The sequence below is a fragment of the Flagellimonas rhodophyticola genome, from assembly GCF_049332665.1.
In the GTDB taxonomy this organism is placed as follows: Bacteria; Bacteroidota; Bacteroidia; order Flavobacteriales; family Flavobacteriaceae; genus Flagellimonas.
In genome coordinates this window covers 1111903-1129700 of record NZ_CP186326.1, presented here as the reverse complement: position 1 = coordinate 1129700, position 17798 = coordinate 1111903, and the positions used below count along the sequence as shown (strand labels likewise).

The window sequence follows — 17798 nt, the reverse complement described above, 5'->3', positions numbered from 1 at the left end:
TTGACCTTTGTAATTCACCAAAACAAAGTACTTATGAAAACAAGAAATATCTATTTGGAACATGCCAATATCACTGTAAATAATATTCAAGAAGCCATTAATTTCTTTCAAACTGCATTCCCCCATTTTAAAATTAGGGGTGGCGGCAACGACACTAGGGAATGGGTGCACCTCGGTGATGATGATACCTATATTGCGATTAACCAGGCAAAGTACAGTGACCTAAAAGCGAACAAGAACTATGACACCCTTGGAATAAACCATATGGGTTTTGTTGTTGAGAATGTGGAAGCAATAGCACAAAATCTATTGGATGCCGGATACAAACGAGATTATCCAAAGCAGGTTGAGCAATTCAGAATCAGGGATTATTTTGCCGATGCCGATGGTAATCAGTTTGAGTTTGTGCAGTACCTCAGCGAGTTGCCAGAAGAGCGCAACAACTATAGTAACCAAGTTACGGTATAATCAAAAAGCGAACTACTTGATCATTTTTAAGTTCACTACCTCCTGCTCGGTCAAATGGCGCCAGTGACCGCGTGGGAGGTCTTTTTTGGTTAGTCCAGCAAAGATTACCCGATCCAATTTGGTCACTTTGTAATCCAGATGCTCAAAAATACGTCTTACAATACGGTTTCGTCCACTATGGATTTCAATACCAATCTCCTTTTTGGGAGCTCCTTGAATGTAGCTGACGTCATCCACGGAAACTTTACCATCGTCCAAGGTAAGTCCGTCTTGGATTTTCCGTAAATCGGCCAAGGCCAGATTTTTATCCAAATGCACATGATAAATCTTTCGAACACCGTAGGTGGGATGCGTCAATTTCTTGGTGAGATCACCATCGTTGGTAAAAACCAACAATCCAGTGGTGTTGCGATCCAAACGTCCGACAGGAAGTAATCGGGAATTCGAGGCATTGGATACCAACTCCATTACCGTCCTTCTGCCCTTTTCATCACTGGTTGTGGTAATAAAGTTTTTAGGTTTGTTAAGCAGAATATATTCCTTTTTCTCTGGATTGAGTTTTCGTCCATCGAACCGCACATCATCGGACAGCTTCACCTTGTATCCCATTTCTGTAACCACCTTACCATTGACCGAAACACTGCCAGCAGCAATATAAGTGTCCGCCTCTCTTCGGGAGCAGATACCAGCATTGGCAACATAGCGATTCAATCGAATTTCATCAGGGTTTGATTTCTGCGCCGGTTTTTGAGGTTTATTTCGAAATCCTTCTTTTTTAGGGAATGGTTTCTTTGGATTTCTTTTTTGTGAGTTTCCAGAAGGTCTTTTGCCTCTGTTATAGTCTGATTTCGCCATCAGTCATAAATTTTTTGCAAAAGTAGTCCTTTTTATTTCCCCAAAGCATCTTATCAACAATCATTCAGTGTTGGATTTTTAGCTAAATTTTTCCGAACTTCATTTTTCATGGAATTTTCATCCTTTAAACAAAATCTACATGGAAGAAAAACTAAAAGCAGTAAAAACAATTCATATCGCCCTAATACTTGGTCTTGTTTTGGCCTATTTTTTTGCGGGTAACTTGCTAAATTTTGATTTTTTCCAGATCCCAGAAATCGAATCATCAACGTATCCTTTTTTATTGATACCGGTAGCGGCCATATTTTTAGGCAACTTTCTGTACAAACAACAACTTAAAAATGCAGATAAAAGATTACCGCTGGAAGACAAAATAGGGGTTTACCAAACTGCATCCCTCATACGATGGGCCGTTGTAGAAGGAGCTGCCTTTGTGATTCTTTTTGTAAAGCCCGAACTAATTGTTATTGGCTTATTACTGATTGTCTATTTGGTATTCCTAAAACCCTCAAAAGAGGGCATGAAAAGAGACTTTGATGCTGTGATTCAATAAGAGAGAAAAGGAGTGCCAATCTAAATTCCTCAACCATTAGTCAACCGGGAGGCAACATCCATAAACTGATATTGAATTTTTATGGTAAGATTCCCGAACTTACTTCTCAAACCAATTTGGCATCAATTCATACCGTGGTGAAAAACAAAAGCAACATATTAAACAGTATATCAATACTAAGCCTATTAATTTTGGTACTACTTTTTTTATTGATTATTGAGGACAGCCCTTTCATTTGGAAGCTTTTTCCAGGTAATTGGGTGCTACTATTCCCTTTATTATTTTTTGTTCCGTTAATACTGTCCGTACTATCCTTGAAAAGCAAAAAAAATGTATTGGCTAAAATAGTACTGAGCATTGCAATACTATTATTAATTCTAACAGGCGGATGGGCTACTTATATATTTGTCTTGGGATCGGCCTGGCAAAATTAATCCCTACAATTGTGTACGTGCCATCCCCATAACAATTTGGTGCTAATCTTCAAATTCGACGGTAGATTGTCGCTCTCGATTCACTTTTAACTTTGTAACATCAGGCCTTGAGTAATGGCCAACTGGGTCAAAATTTTGCCTTTCTTCATACACACGATTAAAGTCCAATGTTTCGTAGATCAATCCTTCCTTGTCCACAACAGGCTCAACGATCCATTCTCCATCGGGGCCGGCAATTGCAGATCCTCCATTGGCCAAAATTGATGGTGCTTTCTCCAAGATTTTGTCCAAATGTGGAGTATCCTTTGGAAAATCGGAAGTACGCATCAAAGCCGAAACGGAAATCACAAAACTTCGTGATTCACGGGCGATAAAGCGAGTAATGTCTTTGGTATTATGCAATCCGCCTGGCCATACGGCAACGTGTAAATTTTCGCCCTGCCCGTACAAAGCGGTTCTCGGTAAGGGCATCCAATTTTCCCAGCAGTTGAGTCCGCCTACGGTAAATTGTTTTAGAGGATGTACTTGAAGGCCATTCCCATCGCCAGGTGCCCAAGTCAGTCTTTCGTCATAAGTGGGTTGCAACTTACGGTGCACAGACTTTATTACGCCATTGGCATTGATATAAACCAAGGAACAATACAAACTATGTCCTCCGCGATCTTTGGCCCGTTCCATCATTCCCAAATAAATGGCCATACTATTTTCTTTTGCCAGTTGGCATATGGAATCTAATTCTCCGGCTTCAATCTGAATAGAATTCCGAGTATAATGTGCGTGTAATTCTTTGTTAACTTTTAAATCCCAAGCGGCGCCTTCGGTATAGGCGAGCCAAAAGGGATATCCTGGCAAAAAAGCTTCGCCAAAAATCAACAGTTCCGTTCCATTGGAAGCAGCTTCTTGGATTGTCGATTTTATTTTTTCAATTGTTCCCTGCTTGTCCAACCAAACTGGTGCCATTTGCGCCATGGCCACCTTCAAAAGATTCTCCATTATAAAATTCTATTTAAGACCAAATCCACATCAATCAATAAAATACTGAAAACCCCAGCAACGATAACGAATTTGAGAATATTGTGAAGCCAAACATAATGCTTTTTGCCTTTGGACTTCCATAACAAAATAATAAAAAGACCTAGTAGAAAAATACAACCATAAAAGTAGATGTGCATATCTCCGATATCATAAAAATTGATGAGTAAAAGAGAAGGAACCAAGGTCAATAGGACAAGAAGACCAATTAGAATTTTCGAAAATCTTGGGCCATATAAAATTGGAATAGTTTTATAATTCTGTGCCATATCTCCCGCCATATTCTCAAGGTCCTTTATCATTTCCCTAGCCAAAATGAGCAAAGTCAAAAACATGCCATGCACGAATATTACTTGTTCAAAATTTTGATAATACACAAAGACCACAAAAAAGGGAGCAATGGCCAATGAGGCAGAAACCAAATTCCCAATAAATGGAATCCGTTTTAGTTTATGGGAATACAACCAAATTCCAAAAATGTAAGCGGAAAAGAAAAAAACCGCTCTAAAAGAGATGTAGCTAGCCGCAAATACCGCCAAAAGATTCAGAATAAAGTAGGTCGTAAGCTTAAACCGCTGGCTTACCAGTCTATCCAACATACTTTTGGTTGGCTTATTGATCAAATCCTTTTCAGCGTCGTAAAAATTATTGATGATATAGCCGCTTGCGATAACCAGTGCGGAGGCCGTTACAATTAGGAATAAATTAAGGTCAAGAATCACCTCGCGCAATCGCAAATTGGGTGATAGAATATAGATGGAAGCTAAATATTGGGCAATGGTGATTACCAAAATATTATATCCACGCACTACGGAAAATAAACTCAACAGCTTAAACAGCAGGAGTCTATTTTTTCTACTAAGCATATACTGGGTTTAGAAGTGGTATACCACTTCCAATTTGTGTCCTTCAAGCGCTTTTTGCGCTTGTTCAAAGTCTTGTGTAAAGCCTAAAATATAACCTCCACCACCTGATCCGCAGAGTTTGAGGTAATAGTCATTTGTTTCAATTCCCTGACGCCATAAGTTGTGAAACTTACTAGGAATCATGGGCTTGAAATGATCAAAGGCTACATGTGAAAGTTGCTTTAAGTTGCCAAACAGTGACTTGATGTTACCACTCAAGAAATCTTCAACACAGGCATCAGTATGTTTCACAAACTGATTTTTAATCATATTCCTGAAACCTTCTTGCTTCATTTTTTCCATGAAAATCTGCACCATTGGAGCCGTTTCGCCCGTCATTCCACTATCCAATAAAAAAACCGCCCCTTTGCCTTCTTTGTTTTGTGAAGGTATACTGGTCGACTCAATATTATCTTTGGAATTGATTAAGATGGGCAGGCTCAAATAACTGTTCAAGGGATCTAAACCGGAAGATTTACCATGAAAGAAAGATTCCATTTTCCCAAAAATCTCCTTGAGCTTCAACAATTTCTCTCGAGTAAGATTTTCTAGGACTGTAATTTTTTCGTTGGCATATTTATCGTAGATAGCTGCCACCAAGGCTCCACTACTCCCAATACCATATCCTTGTGGAATAGAGCTATCAAAATACATTCCGTTGGTTACATCTTTTTCCAAAGCTTCCAAATCGAACTGTACCAATCCTATCTCTTCTTTTTCAAGATTTCTTAAATGCTCCGTGAAATTTTTTAGGCTTTTGTTGGATTCAATTGCCTGATTGGAGAGATTATCATCCGTCTTAAGAGCGCCCTTAAAAAAGTTATAAGGAATGGAGAGTCCTTTGGAATCTTTAATGATACCATATTCACCGAAGAGTAAAATCTTGGAATAAAATAAGGGTCCTTTCATATGCTGCACTAAGATACAATTATTTTTGTTCAATCACATTTATAAAACAATGAACAAAAATAATAGTTTATTGACTTTAATTTAGTTTTCGGGCTCCATTGCCTATGCGATCGCAAATATAGTGTCCATTCTCGCAATGCGCAACCAATTCATTCTGAATAAATTGAATAGCCTTTTCTTTCACTGCCTCGGGATATAGCACATGCACATTTGCACCAGCGTCCAAGGTAAAGCAAATGGGGACTTTAGTCTCTTTTCTAAAACTCCATATTTTATTGATGATTTCCATGGTGTCTGGCTTCATAAGAATGAAATAAGGCATACTAGTCATCATCATGGCATGAAGTGTAAGTGCTTCACTCTCAACAATTTCAATAAATTTTTCCAAATCTCCCTCTGAAAAAATGGATTTAAGCTTATCAAGATTTCCATGAGCCTGTTTAAACCTATTCTGTGCAAAAGGATGGTCATGCATCAAATTATGCCCCACCGTACTACTCACTTGCTTTTCACCTTTATGTACCAATAAAATGGTGTCGTGATAATTTTTAAAGACCTCGTTGACTTCATATGGATACTGGATTCCAAACAAGTCGGAGCTTTTAGCTGTTCCGGTGTGCATTCCCCATTGAATCAAGTCACCTTCAATACTTCTGCAAGCGCTCCCGGACCCTAGCCGAGCCAAAAAGGAAGCTTTTTTATTGAAAAATTGTTGGTTCAAACTTGAATCAAGTTGCTTTTCAATATCCATTAAGCAAAGTGATAAGGCTGCCATACCACTTGCGGAAGAAGCAATTCCACTGCTGTGTGGAAAGGTATTGGAGGTTTCAATTTTAAAATGATACGATTTTAAAAATGGGAGGAAATCATGGACACGTTCAAAAAAAGTCTGAATCTTAGGTTTAAAATCTTCTTTAGGTTCACCATCCAAGAGCAAATCAAATGAAAAACCAGTTTTATCTGCTTTTTTTGTAAAAGTAACAGTGGTGGTGGTTGCGCATGCATCCAGTGTAAAGCTTATAGATGGATTAGCTGGAATTTGATTTTCTTTTTTGCCCCAATATTTTACCAAAGCGATATTGCTTGGTGCTTTCCATGTAATTTTTCCTTCAGTTGGCAAATCTGCATACTGTTTCGGCAGAAAGTCTTTTTGCGTCATGGACTAAACCTTTTGGACAAATATAATTGAAGCCGTCGGCATCACATCTAACGGATACAAATAAATTCTTATTTTAGACGGAGTTGCGCCAACCATGAAAAAAAAGAAAATTGTCAATATTGGAATTGCTGTAGCCATCTGTCTTTTGATAGGCTTTCTTTCCAGCTTTGCTACCCAAAGTTCGGTGAATGACTGGTATACAACCTTAAACAAGCCAAGTTTTAACCCGCCAAATTCCATTTTTGCTCCTGTTTGGACCATCTTATATGTTCTTATGGGAATTTCAGCTGGTATAGTGTGGTCTAAAGGATTCCATCATGTTTGGGTGAAAACGGCCTTATATCATTTTGGGTTCCAATTGCTGTTAAATGCACTTTGGAGTATTGTTTTTTTCGGATTGAAAAGTCCGTTTTGGGCACTCTTAGTGATTCTTGCCTTGCTCACCTTAATAATCTTGACAATGAGATGGTTCAAGGTAGTAAGTAAACTGGCTGCTTATTTATTGATTCCATATTTACTTTGGGTAAGCTTTGCCACGGTACTCAACTATAACATTTGGATGTTAAACTAAATGTACTAGATACTTTTTACCAGTTCCGCCATTTTTTCCATGGTCCTGAGATTCCGGGCAGTAGCTTGAACCTTTAATTTTCTTTCAATAAGGTTGTTACTTAGTTTAGCTTTTCCATATCCGGTTTTGCAGTTCAGATAAACGCAAGTGTCTGTAATGTTGAAATCTTCATTTTCAAATTCTACCTTAGAGAATTCACTGACCAAATCCGGGTCCGGTTTGGTTTTAAGAAGTACATAATACAGTCCTTTCTTTTCCTGTTCATTTGCATAAGGGTTTTCCTTTAAAATCTTTGACAACACTTCTGAGCTCAAAACCAACACTGGAACATCATATCCAAATTTGGATAAGATCGTTTTGGCTATCGCATCTTCAAGAATTCCACGGTTGGATTGATCGCTTTTAAAAACAATGTTTCCACTCTGAATATAGGTTTGAACCTCAGCGAATCCATTTTCTTCCAGGGCCACCCTTAAATCGGCCATCTTAATTTTCTTCTGGCCACTGACATTTATCCCTCTGAGAAAGGCGATATACGATTTCATGATTTGTTAATTATGTTCGATTAGCTTACCCAATTTATTTTATTAAATTCAGGCACGCTAAAATAACCACAATGAGTCAATTTATTCTAGCCTTAGATCAAGGTACTACTAGCTCCCGAGCCGTGGTTTTTGACAAAAAAGGAACCATTATATCCGTTGCCCAGCAAGAATTTACACAAATTTTTCCGAAACCTGGATGGGTAGAGCACGATCCAAATGAAATTTGGGATACGCAAGCAGGAATGGTTGTTGAAGCACTAAACAAACAGCAGTTAACTGGAACTGATATCGCGGCTATTGGAATTACCAATCAGCGTGAAACTGTGGTCGTTTGGGATAAGAACACTGGAGAACCTATTTACAATGCCATTGTTTGGCAAGACAAACGAACCGCAACCTATTGTGATGAATTGAAAAGTCAGGGAAAGTCACAATGGATTCGAGAAAAGACAGGCTTGGTGATTGACGCCTATTTTTCAGGGACCAAGGTAAAATGGATTCTTGACAATGTAGATGGGGCTCGCAGCAAAGCTGAAGCAGGAGATCTTATCTTAGGCACAATTGACACATGGCTTATTTGGAAAATGACCAAGGAATCCCTTCATATTACTGATGTGACCAATGCTTCCCGTTCCTTACTATTCAATATCAATTCAATGACATGGGATGAGGAACTTTTAGAATTGTTCAATATCCCGGAAAGCATGCTCCCGGAAGTAAGGCAGTCTAGTAAAGTATATGGAAATAGCAGTTCTGATTTTGTGGTCTCTGATGTTCCAATAGCCGGCATAGCCGGGGATCAACAGGCAGCATTGTTTGGACAAATGTGCACCAAACAAGGAATGGTAAAAAATACTTATGGGACAGGTTGTTTTATGCTAATGAACATTGGTGAAAAGCCCATTGTTTCCAAAAATAATCTCCTTACCACAGTAGCATGGAAGATAAATGGGAAGACGACGTACGCACTCGAGGGCAGCATTTTTATTGCCGGAGCCGTAGTGCAATGGTTAAGGGATGGTTTAAAAATAATAGAATCTTCTTCCGATATTGAAGCGTTGGCTGCTTCGGTAGAAAGTTCTGACGGAGTTTATTTCGTCCCAGCCTTCGCCGGTTTGGGCGCTCCACACTGGAATCAACATGCGCAAGGAACTATTTTTGGGTTGACTCGAGGCAGCACGGATGCCCATATCGCACGAGCATCTTTGGAATCAATAGCGTATCAAACTATGGATATATTAAAGGCAATGGAAGCGGACTCCGGTATTTCGGTCAAAGAGCTTCGGGTTGATGGCGGCGCCACAGTAAACAACATGCTGATGCAGTTTCAATCTGATGTATTGAATACCGTAACTGTTCGTCCAAAAATTGTGGAAACCACAGTAATGGGTGCAGCCTACCTAGCCGGACTGGCCGTTGGTTTTTGGAAAAGTCCTGAGGAAATACAGGATATCTGGCAAACTGACACCCGTTTTAACCCATCTATTGAAAGAGAAACGATCGACTCGGGAATCAAAGGATGGTACCGAGCGATTGAAGCTTTGGAACATTGGACAAAAAATAACTAAACCAAATAAATATGACTCCTTTTATTGCCGAGATAGTCGGTACTTTTCTACTGATTTTACTAGGCTGTGGTGTGAATGCCAATGTTTCGCTTAAAGATACTTATGGTAGTAGTTCTGGATGGATTGTAATTACCACTGGATGGGCATTTGCAGTTTACACCGGGGTAGTTGTTGCGGGTCCATATAGTGGTGCTCATCTGAATCCGGCAGTTACTATTGGACTTACAATAGCCGGAGAGTTTTCAATATTTGATGCACCTAGTTACATCATTGCACAATTTATTGGTGCCATGCTGGGCTCCTTTATGGTTTGGCTAACACATAAACCTCATTTTGATGCCACAGAAGATGGGAATACCAAAAGAGGTGTTTTCTGCAATGCTCCCGCTATCAAAAACCTATTTTCGAATATCCTGACTGAAATCATAGGCACTTTTGTATTGGTCTTTGCCGTGCTTTATTTTACAGATGCGGTTTCTACAAAAGATAATACCATCATAGGATTGGGATCTTTGGGAGCTCTGCCAGTGGCTCTGATAGTATGGGGCATTGGCTTGTCGTTAGGTGGTACCACGGGATATGCTATTAACCCTGCAAGGGATTTAGGACCAAGAATTGTTCATGCTCTATTGCCACTTAAAAACAAAGGAGATAATGGCTGGGGTTATTCATGGATTCCTGTTATTGGTCCTATTTTGGGAGCAGCAATAGCAGCCGGGATTGCGATTTTACTTCGTTAGCTTTTTTTTGAACTTATGGACTGAGCAGCAATATATGCCCCTGTCCATGCATTCTGAAAATTGAATCCCCCTGTGATGGCATCAATATTTATGATTTCTCCAGCAAAATAAAGACCGGGAAATTTTTTGCTCTCAAAAGTTTTGAAGTTAATTTCCTTTAGGTCTACACCTCCAGCGGTCACGAATTCCTCCTTGAAAGTACTCTTCCCTTCTACCATAAAGGAACATTCTGTCAATTGTTTTGCTAAATTTTGCAATTGTTCTTTGGTAACATCTGCCCATTTCAAATCCTTTTCAATTTCCGACGCACCTACCAAACTAACCCACAATCTTCTGGGTATCTCGACTGCTTTGGTCCTCAAAACTGTTTTTTTTGCCTCCACATTTTTAACCTCCCTTAGATAGTTTTCCATAGACCCTGTCGTATAGTCGGGCGTCCAGTTGATAATGACCCTGAACCTATAATTATAATCATGCAAAATATTGGCCCCCCAAGCAGAGAGTTTAAGAATTGCCGGACCACTTAGACCCCAATGGGTAATTAAAACAGGTCCTTCTGATTCCAATACCGGTTCTTCTTTATTCGCACTCCTGAGTTTTATTTTAATATCGGAAGCAAACATTTTTTTTGATGGAATATGAGCCATCGCTCTTGTGCTTACACCTTGAATTCCATCTAGCCTTTTATCATCAATATTGAAGGTGAACAAAGATGGTACTGGTGGAACTATCCGATGTCCCAATTCTTCCAACATCTTCCAAATCTTGGTATTACTTCCCGTTGCTAAAAGCAATGTATCTGCAAAATAGTGCTTGTTCATCGTAGTGACTTGCCATCTTTTGCCATCGTCAGCCATTTTCAACTGTTTTACAGCACTGTTTCTTAGTACTTTAATCCCCAACCGCTCTGTCTCTGACAGAAGACAATCAATAATGGATTGAGAAGAATCACTTTGCGGAAAAACACGGCCATCTTCTTCGATTTTTAGAGGTACTCCCCGCTCTTCAAAAAATGATATCACATCGGAAGGAGCGTAGGTATGAAACGGGCCCAATAGTTCTTTTTGCCCTCTGGGGTAGTTGGCAACCAATTCATTTGGTAAAAATTCTCCGTGGGTGACGTTACAACGTCCACCTCCCGATACTTTCACCTTGGAAAGTACGGTTTTTCCCCGTTCAAAAATTGCGATTTTAAGGTGAGGAGATTTTTCCGCAATATGGATAGCAGCATAAAATCCAGCAGCTCCACCTCCAACGATTATTACATCAAACATTAATGCACCCGCTCTGGGAAATTGCTAATTATACCATCAACACCGAGGTCTTTCATTTTTTGGATATCCTCAGCTTCGTTGACGGTCCAAGTGTATATTTTAAATCCCGCATTGTGCATTTCTGATACATTCTCTGGATTTAAGGTTTTAAAACCTGGATTTATGGCCTCTGCCTTAAGTTCTTTGGCAATTGGAATGGCATCAATTGGATTCTCTTCTGTTAAAATTGCAATTCTAATGCTATTGTTCAATTCGCGCATTTTCCTTAATTCATCCCATTTAAAACTTGAGATGATGAAGTTTTCAGCGTTCCATCCTCTTTCCCTACTGTAATAATCAACAATGAAATTTACCCTATCTGCGGTATCCGCACCTTTAAGTTCAATATTCAAAGCCGCTTGGTTATTTATAAGTTTCAGTACATCCTGCAACAAAGGTATTTTGTGGTTCCCGTCTAAGGTAAGTTGCTTCATATCCACGATATTATACTCTTCAATACGTCCACCTCCGTTGGATAATCTTTCGACCCTCTCATCATGAAATACAACGATTTCTCCGCTTGCAATTTTGAATACATCAATCTCTATCATGTCAACACCCAAATCCAAAGCCTTTTGAATCGATGCCAATGTATTCTCTGTCTCATGCCCCATCGCTCCCCGATGTCCTATAACCAAAATTGGGTCTTTCATATTGCAACTTGTACATAAAAAGGTGGCCATAGCGGCCCATAGTAGGTTTATTCTCATTTTCATTTTTTTGGTTTGTAATAGTTTCTAAAAATACAATTTGAAAATGAAATTCTTGCCCTTTGTAAAATATGACAATATCAATTTTTTTGCTCCATTATATTATTTTGATAGTATATTGTGATTAATATTATTAATATGTTAAAATTTATTTGATACTTTTGCCAAATTAATAACCAATAAAATAACTAACATGTTTTCAAAATCTAACTTATTGGCCACCTTAGGTGCATTCGTAACAATGTTCCTTCTTGGGTACGGCATTTGGGAATTTTTGCTTGCCGATTTTTTTGCCGAGCATACGCTTAAGAATTTTTTGAATGAAAATATGAATATGGGGCTGATAGCAGCTTCCAATGTAATCATGGCTTTTGTACTTAGTTCTGTCTATAGTAAATGGGCCAGAGGCCATCATAGTGCTAAAGAAGGTCTCAAGTTTGGAGTATGGATTGGAGTCTTTATGGGATTTGGAATGGGATTGTTGAATCACGCCGTAATGGGAATGATGGACATGACCGGTACCTTGGTCAACAGCATTGTTGAAGTTGTTTTCTATGGAATTATCGGTGCCGTGATAGGATTGATATATCAAAAAACAGCTACCAAAGAGGGGTAAATTAAACTAACCGACCCTAAACCATTGGTGGACCGCAAAGCGGTCCACCTTTTTTATTCCAGAATTCTAAAAATAAATGATTCAAGGGGTTGCAGTTCCAATACCATACTTCCCTGTCCATCATTAATCTTTAAAGTTCCCCTATATTCTTTGTACAGTTCTTCTTCTAAAGTATAACTACCTCCCTGGAGCTTCCATTCTCTAATGATGTTATTAGGAATTTTCAAATCAAAAGTATAGGAGTTTGTTTTGTCAAAATTGGAGATAACAACCAACTTTTCATTTTCCGACCAACGAACAAAAGACAATACTCTATGATCATAGTTAGCGGTATTTTCCTTGTTGAAAAAGTGAATTTCTTGATACCTCCCCATTAAGGCTTCACTGTTGATAGTAAAATTTAAAAGCCGCTTATAAAAATCTCTGAGCTTTTTCTCATCTTCTGAAAGTTGTCCTCCATCAAATTTTTTGTTGTTCATCCAACGTTGATGGTGAGGTACTCCAATATAATCGAAGATGGATGTGCGCGTTGGTTTGCCAAATCCCGCATCCTCTGCCCCTGGCTCACCGACTTCCTGACCAAAATATATCATTGTGGGTGAGGTACTAATCGTAGCCGAAACCACCATGGCCGGTTTTGCCAATTCTGGATTGCCCACAAAATCGGTACTAGCTATACGTTGTTCATCATGATTTTCTAGAAAGTGCAACATGTGATGCTCAATATCGGCCATCCCTTTTTGCACTACCGGAATATGGTCTGTCCAACCATAACCTTTCATAATATGTTTAATGCTATCATACAGCTCAACTTTATCATAGAGGTAATCCATTTTTCCCTTATGAATATAATCCCGATAAAGGTTTGGGTTGTATACTTCAGCCAACAAAAAGGTTTCTGGGTTTTTCATTTTGATGTTGGAATTGAGATAGCTCCAAAATTCGACAGGAACCATTTCGGCCATATCAAATCGAAAACCATCTACTCCAAAATCCAACCAATACAAAGCAATATCTTTAAACTTGGTCCAGGAATCGGGAACGGTCTTTTCTTCCCAAAACGAGAAATGCGCTTTATAATCTTCCTTATCAAAACCTTCAGGCAAGAGGTCAAAATCTTTGGTGCCATCCGGTCTTACCCCGTAGTTTACTTTTACAGTTTCGTACCAATCGTTAAAATGGGGTTGAGCCAGTCTGGAACCGTTCCCGGTCCATTTTGCAGGAACTTCATTAAACTTTCCGTTGGAAATTTTATGCTCTTCACCTCCCAAAGGGACATACTCGTTTTGCCATTCAGGTACTTCGAATTCTGAATTAGGGATGTAGTAGAAATTATTGTTGACATCATACTCAACCGAATTATTGTCATTGGCCCCAAAGTCGGATACTCCTTCAGGATTGGTCAATCCATGATAGTTACGCGCTACATGATTTGGAACAATATCAATCACAACCTTCATTCCCGCAGCATGCGTTCTGTTGATCAAAGCCTTGAATTCTTCCAATCGATTGGAAGGATCGAGTGCCAAATCAGGGTTTACATTGTAATAATCCTTTACGGCGTACGGTGAACCAGCACGTCCTTTTACCACATCAGGATCGTCATTGGAAATACCATGTGCTGTATAATCATTGATTAGGGCATGATGGGGAACTCCCGTGTACCAAACATGGGTTACTCCCAAATCCTTTATTTCTTGTAAAGCTTTTTCGTTGAAATCGGCAAATTTGCCAACACCATTATCTTCAATTGTCCCCCATGGCTTATTGGTGGTGTTGGTGTTTCCGAAAAGTCTGGTAAAAACCTGATAAACAACGGTCTTCTTTTTCATTGTGTATACTTCTGGTTTTTTATCGGTTTTATGTTGACATGACAATACCACTCCAAGTACTAAACAACTTATACTAAGGAGGATTCTTTTCATGCTTTGCTAATTTTTCCGGGAATTAAGGTTATTGGCTTATTGTTCACCAGAATTATGAGTTCTTTATCCCCAGAAATTTCAAAATTCACTTCTTGGCCTGAAACAGTTATCGTAACAATCTGATTTCTAAAATTGACTTTAAAGGAATAGGATTCCCACTGTTTTGGTATTTGGGGTGTAAAGCAAAGTTGGTCGTTTTGGATACGCATTCCGCCAAATCCTTCCACAATGCTCATCCAAGTACCTGCCATGGATGTAATATGCAGGCCTTCTTCTACCTCTTTGTTATAATCGTCAAGATCTAATCGGGATGTTCTCAAATAAAAAGTATAGGCCTGATCCATTCTTCCCAATTTAGCGGCTTGAATACTATGTACACAGGGTGAAAGTGAAGATTCATGAACTGTAAACGGTTCATAAAAGTCGAAGTGTTTTTCTAGCTCCTCAATGGTGAAGTCACTTTCAAAGAAATAAAATCCTTGAAGCACATCGGCTTGTTTTATATAGGGGGAACGCAAAATTCTGTCCCAACTCCATTTTTGATTTATAGGTCGTTGCGACTTATCAAGATCATTGACTTTGATTAATTCTTTATCCAAAAATCCATCTTGCTGAAGATAAACTCCTTGTTTTTCAGCATACGGAAAATACATGTTGTTTGCAACATTTGACCAATCTCTTGTTTCGGACTCGGTCAATCTTGTTTTGGATATGATGCGCTCATAATCTGAAGTATAATCTGACTTCACCGTATTTAATTGCTCCAAGGCATACTCAAGACACCACTTCGCTAAATAATTTGTATACCAGTTATTGTTGATATTGTTTTCGTACTCATTAGGTCCTGTTACACCGAGCATAACATACTTATTCTTATCCTGCGAAAAGTTTACTCTTTGATGCCAGAATCTTGCTATACCAATAAGGACTTCCAATCCCATTTTTGGAATATAACTATAGTCTCCTGTGAACCTGTGATAATTATGAATGGCAAAAGCAATTGCACCATTCCGATGGATTTCCTGAAAAGTGATTTCCCATTCGTTATGACATTCTTCTCCATTCATAGTAACCATAGGATACAATGCCGCCCCATTTAAAAAGCCAAGTTTCTCAGCATTTTCAATAGCTTTTTCTAAATGATTGTAACGGTATTCTAAAAGACTCCATGCTACCTCTTGATTTTTTGTGGCCATATAAAAAGGCAAACAATACGCCTCTGTATCCCAGTAGGTACTCCCTCCATATTTCTCTCCCGTGAATCCTTTTGGTCCGATATTCAATCGAGAATCCTTTCCTAAGTAAGTTTGATTGAGTTGAAAAATATTAAATCTAATACCTTGTTGTGCTTTCGTATCACCTTTTATAGTGATATCGCTCATCTCCCATATTTTGGACCAGGCATCTTTTTGTTTTTGGAGCAAGCCGTCAAATCCAATATCGGTTGCTTGTTGCAGTACTTCTTTAGCCGCATTGACCAATTCGGATTCTTTATGATTTCTTGAAACTGTGTAACCCCCAAATTTGACAAGCGAAATTTTAGAGCCTTTGGCAATCTGCTCTTCAAAATCCAACGAAACATAGGTTTCTTCCTGTTTTCCAAACTTTGGATTCAAAGCGTTGCCCAAATATTGCGCATCCACCTGCATATATGTACAGGTCGCAAAATTGGTCTTCATTGTATGTGCTTCTAGAAAGGCACTATTTCCTTCATATTGAATTCCGGTGGTATTCCAGAATTTGTCATCCCAATTGGTATCTTCATTAGTAATACCACTATCTAAATATGGCACTAGCTTCACCTTTGCATTGGTGTTTAACAACTCCAATTCCATTTTAATAGCGCCGATTTCATCTAAATCCAAGCTTAAAAATCTAGTGATATTGACAGACACTTCGATTTCATTTGGCAAGGTGGCCTCGAAACTTCTTTGGTACCACCCTTCTTTCATATTTAGCTCACGTCGAAATTTTGAGACCTTGGTACAAGTGTTCAGATCCAATGGTTCGCCATCAATATATACATCAATACCAATCCAATTGGGTGCATTCAATACTTTAGCGAAATACTCGGGGTAGCCATTTTTCCACCACCCTACTCTGGTCTTATCTGGATAATACACTCCTGCGATATAGCTTCCTTGAAATGTTTCTCCGGAATAGTGTTCTTCAAAATTGGCCCGCTGCCCCATAGCTCCGTTACCTATACTGAAGAGACTTTCGGAGGATTTGACTGTTTCTGGGTCAAAACTATCTTCGATAATGGACCACGGGTCCACCTTAATATAATCCTGGTTCATTAGTTAGTTATAATGAGTATACTTAAACAAATGTGTTCGCCTTTTTAAAGACTATAAAATTAATTGATTGTGGAGTTCCTAATTACTAGAGTGGGCTCCAAAATTTTGGTTTGGAAGGATTCTTCTTCTTTTTCACTTTCTACCTTATCTATGAGCATCTGGGCAGCAATCTCTCCCATTTTTTCACCATGTTGAGCAACAACAGTCAGACTTGGGTTGGCGTATTTTGAGAGTTTGCCATCGGTAAATCCGATGAACGATATATCATTTGGAATATTAAGCCCTTTTTCCTGCACCAATCGCATACTGTAAACTGTAAAAATTTCATTTACGCAGAGCACGGCATCAACTTCATTGGAGTCAAAAAATTCCTGAATACGTTCTTCGTCCACTATTCCCATAGTCGATAATTTAAGTATCCTAGACTCATTGATCTCTATGTCACTCTCTTCGAATGCTTTGCGATAGCCCTCTGTTCTTGCCTTACTAACACTTAGGTAATCGTCAGTCGTTATCAAGGCGATTTTTCTTCTTCCTTGGTCTATCAATTTTTTGGTAGCCATGTATGCCCCAAACTGGTCGTCAATAACAACCTTATCACAATCTATTTCATTGGTGATTCGGTCGAACAATACCACAGGGATTCCCTGTTCCGTTACTTCCTTAAGATGGTTATAGTCTCCCTTTTGTTGAGTTTCAGAGGAAAGTGACATAATAAACCCATCAATACTTCCATTTGCCAGCATTTCCATATTAATCACCTCTTTATCAAAGGACTCTTCTGAGAGGCATACTATGACATTATACCCATGGGCATTAGCGTATTTCTCAATTCCACGGATTACAGTAGTGAAAAAATGATGAACAATGGCCGGAATTACCACCCCAATATTCTTGGTTCTCTTATTTTTAAGGCTAATAGCAATGTTATTGGGCTTGTAATTGTACAGCTTTGCAAAAGCCTGCACTTTTTCTTTGGTATCCCTACTTATTTCCTCACTATTTTTTAGAGCCTTCGAAACCGTGGAAATCGAAACTTCCAATTCTCTCGCAATATCTTTTAAAGTAATTTTTGCTTTCAATAGTGCTTCGCGTTTTGACTGTACAATTTAGTGCTAAAATTTGAATTAACTTATTTCATTTTGCAACAATACATCTTTGATTTGGAGTTTTAACAAAAGGTTAAAAAATTGAA

Annotated in this window: 17 protein-coding genes; 6 read left to right on the top strand and 11 right to left on the bottom strand. The window is 38.8% G+C overall.

Annotated elements, in window-relative coordinates; genetic code table 11:
* Window positions 1–33: 33 nt before the first annotated feature.
* Window positions 34–468: a VOC family protein gene (locus ACOKFG_RS05140; RefSeq protein WP_422861962.1), complete on the top strand. Its 435-nt coding sequence runs from the start codon at window positions 34–36 to the stop codon at window positions 466–468.
* A 12-nt stretch (window positions 469–480) separates the two neighbouring features.
* Here the strand turns inward: ACOKFG_RS05140 and ACOKFG_RS05135 are convergent, their stop codons facing one another.
* Window positions 481–1323: a pseudouridine synthase gene (locus ACOKFG_RS05135; protein ID WP_298793498.1), complete on the bottom strand. Its 843-nt coding sequence runs from the start codon at window positions 1321–1323 to the stop codon at window positions 481–483.
* A 139-nt stretch (window positions 1324–1462) separates the two neighbouring features.
* On the opposite strand from ACOKFG_RS05135, the gene ACOKFG_RS05130 reads away from it, so the two are divergent.
* Window positions 1463–1876: an MFS transporter gene (locus ACOKFG_RS05130; protein ID WP_298793496.1), complete on the top strand. Its 414-nt coding sequence runs from the start codon at window positions 1463–1465 to the stop codon at window positions 1874–1876.
* 476 nt (window positions 1877–2352) lie between these two features.
* Here ACOKFG_RS05130 and ACOKFG_RS05125 read toward each other — a convergent pair whose 3' ends face one another.
* The 4 genes from ACOKFG_RS05125 to mvaD form a co-directional block, all read right to left on the bottom strand.
* Window positions 2353–3303, bottom strand: coding sequence for a carbon-nitrogen hydrolase family protein (locus ACOKFG_RS05125; RefSeq protein ID WP_422861961.1), 951 nt, complete (start codon window positions 3301–3303; stop codon window positions 2353–2355).
* Entirely contained in the window at window positions 3303–4208 is a 906-nt protein-coding gene (locus ACOKFG_RS05120; RefSeq protein ID WP_298793494.1) for a geranylgeranylglycerol-phosphate geranylgeranyltransferase, read from the bottom strand. Before ACOKFG_RS05120 ends, ACOKFG_RS05125 begins: the two co-directional genes overlap by 1 nt.
* A 9-nt stretch (window positions 4209–4217) precedes the next feature.
* On the bottom strand, window positions 4218–5156 hold the full coding sequence (locus ACOKFG_RS05115) for a mevalonate kinase (RefSeq protein WP_299486564.1): 939 nt from the start codon (window positions 5154–5156) through the stop codon (window positions 4218–4220).
* A gap of 76 nt (window positions 5157–5232) precedes the next feature.
* Window positions 5233–6315 (bottom strand): diphosphomevalonate decarboxylase, encoded by a 1083-nt coding sequence (mvaD, locus tag ACOKFG_RS05110; protein ID WP_299486566.1) that lies wholly within the window; start codon window positions 6313–6315, stop codon window positions 5233–5235.
* Window positions 6316–6409: 94 nt separating this feature from the next.
* On the opposite strand from mvaD, the gene ACOKFG_RS05105 reads away from it, so the two are divergent.
* Window positions 6410–6886: a TspO/MBR family protein gene (locus tag ACOKFG_RS05105; RefSeq protein ID WP_299171895.1), complete on the top strand. Its 477-nt coding sequence runs from the start codon at window positions 6410–6412 to the stop codon at window positions 6884–6886.
* A gap of 5 nt (window positions 6887–6891) precedes the next feature.
* Here the strand turns inward: ACOKFG_RS05105 and ACOKFG_RS05100 are convergent, their stop codons facing one another.
* Window positions 6892–7431 carry a DUF1697 domain-containing protein gene (locus ACOKFG_RS05100; protein WP_299171892.1) on the bottom strand — a complete coding sequence of 180 codons (540 nt, stop codon included), beginning with the start codon at window positions 7429–7431 and terminating at the stop codon, window positions 6892–6894.
* Between the two features lie 71 nt (window positions 7432–7502).
* Here ACOKFG_RS05100 and glpK point away from each other — a divergent pair, with 71 nt between their 5' ends.
* On the top strand, window positions 7503–8999 hold the full coding sequence (glpK, locus tag ACOKFG_RS05095; RefSeq protein ID WP_422861960.1) for a glycerol kinase GlpK: 1497 nt from the start codon (window positions 7503–7505) through the stop codon (window positions 8997–8999).
* 11 nt (window positions 9000–9010) lie between these two features.
* Window positions 9011–9739 (top strand): MIP/aquaporin family protein, encoded by a 729-nt coding sequence (locus ACOKFG_RS05090; RefSeq protein WP_422861959.1) that lies wholly within the window; start codon window positions 9011–9013, stop codon window positions 9737–9739.
* Here the strand turns inward: ACOKFG_RS05090 and ACOKFG_RS05085 are convergent.
* Both ACOKFG_RS05085 and ACOKFG_RS05080 read right to left on the bottom strand, forming a co-directional pair.
* Entirely contained in the window at window positions 9736–11013 is a 1278-nt protein-coding gene (locus ACOKFG_RS05085; protein WP_422861958.1) for an NAD(P)/FAD-dependent oxidoreductase, read from the bottom strand. The two genes, ACOKFG_RS05090 and ACOKFG_RS05085, sit on opposite strands and share 4 nt — an antisense overlap.
* A complete protein-coding gene (locus tag ACOKFG_RS05080) occupies window positions 11013–11762 on the bottom strand; it encodes a glycerophosphodiester phosphodiesterase (RefSeq protein ID WP_422861957.1) in 750 nt (249 codons plus the stop codon). Before ACOKFG_RS05080 ends, ACOKFG_RS05085 begins: the two co-directional genes overlap by 1 nt.
* A gap of 193 nt (window positions 11763–11955) precedes the next feature.
* Between ACOKFG_RS05080 and ACOKFG_RS05075 the strand changes: the two genes are divergently transcribed.
* Window positions 11956–12378: a hypothetical protein gene (locus ACOKFG_RS05075; RefSeq protein ID WP_298793485.1), complete on the top strand. Its 423-nt coding sequence runs from the start codon at window positions 11956–11958 to the stop codon at window positions 12376–12378.
* 53 nt (window positions 12379–12431) lie between these two features.
* On the opposite strand, the gene ACOKFG_RS05070 is transcribed toward ACOKFG_RS05075, so the two are convergent.
* The 3 genes from ACOKFG_RS05070 to ACOKFG_RS05060 are packed head-to-tail and all read right to left on the bottom strand — an operon-like array spanning window position 12432 to window position 17685.
* Window positions 12432–14303, bottom strand: a complete 1872-nt coding sequence (locus ACOKFG_RS05070; RefSeq protein ID WP_299486573.1) for an alpha-amylase family glycosyl hydrolase — start codon at window positions 14301–14303, stop codon at window positions 12432–12434.
* Complete coding sequence (locus ACOKFG_RS05065) at window positions 14300–16603, bottom strand: glycoside hydrolase family 65 protein (RefSeq protein WP_422861956.1); 2304 nt, start codon at window positions 16601–16603, stop codon at window positions 14300–14302. Before ACOKFG_RS05065 ends, ACOKFG_RS05070 begins: the two co-directional genes overlap by 4 nt.
* Window positions 16604–16662: 59 nt before the next feature.
* The gene (locus ACOKFG_RS05060; RefSeq protein ID WP_299171870.1) at window positions 16663–17685 is read right to left on the bottom strand and encodes a LacI family DNA-binding transcriptional regulator; all 1023 of its coding nucleotides are present in this window, start codon (window positions 17683–17685) and stop codon (window positions 16663–16665) included.
* Window positions 17686–17798 lie beyond the last annotated feature (113 nt).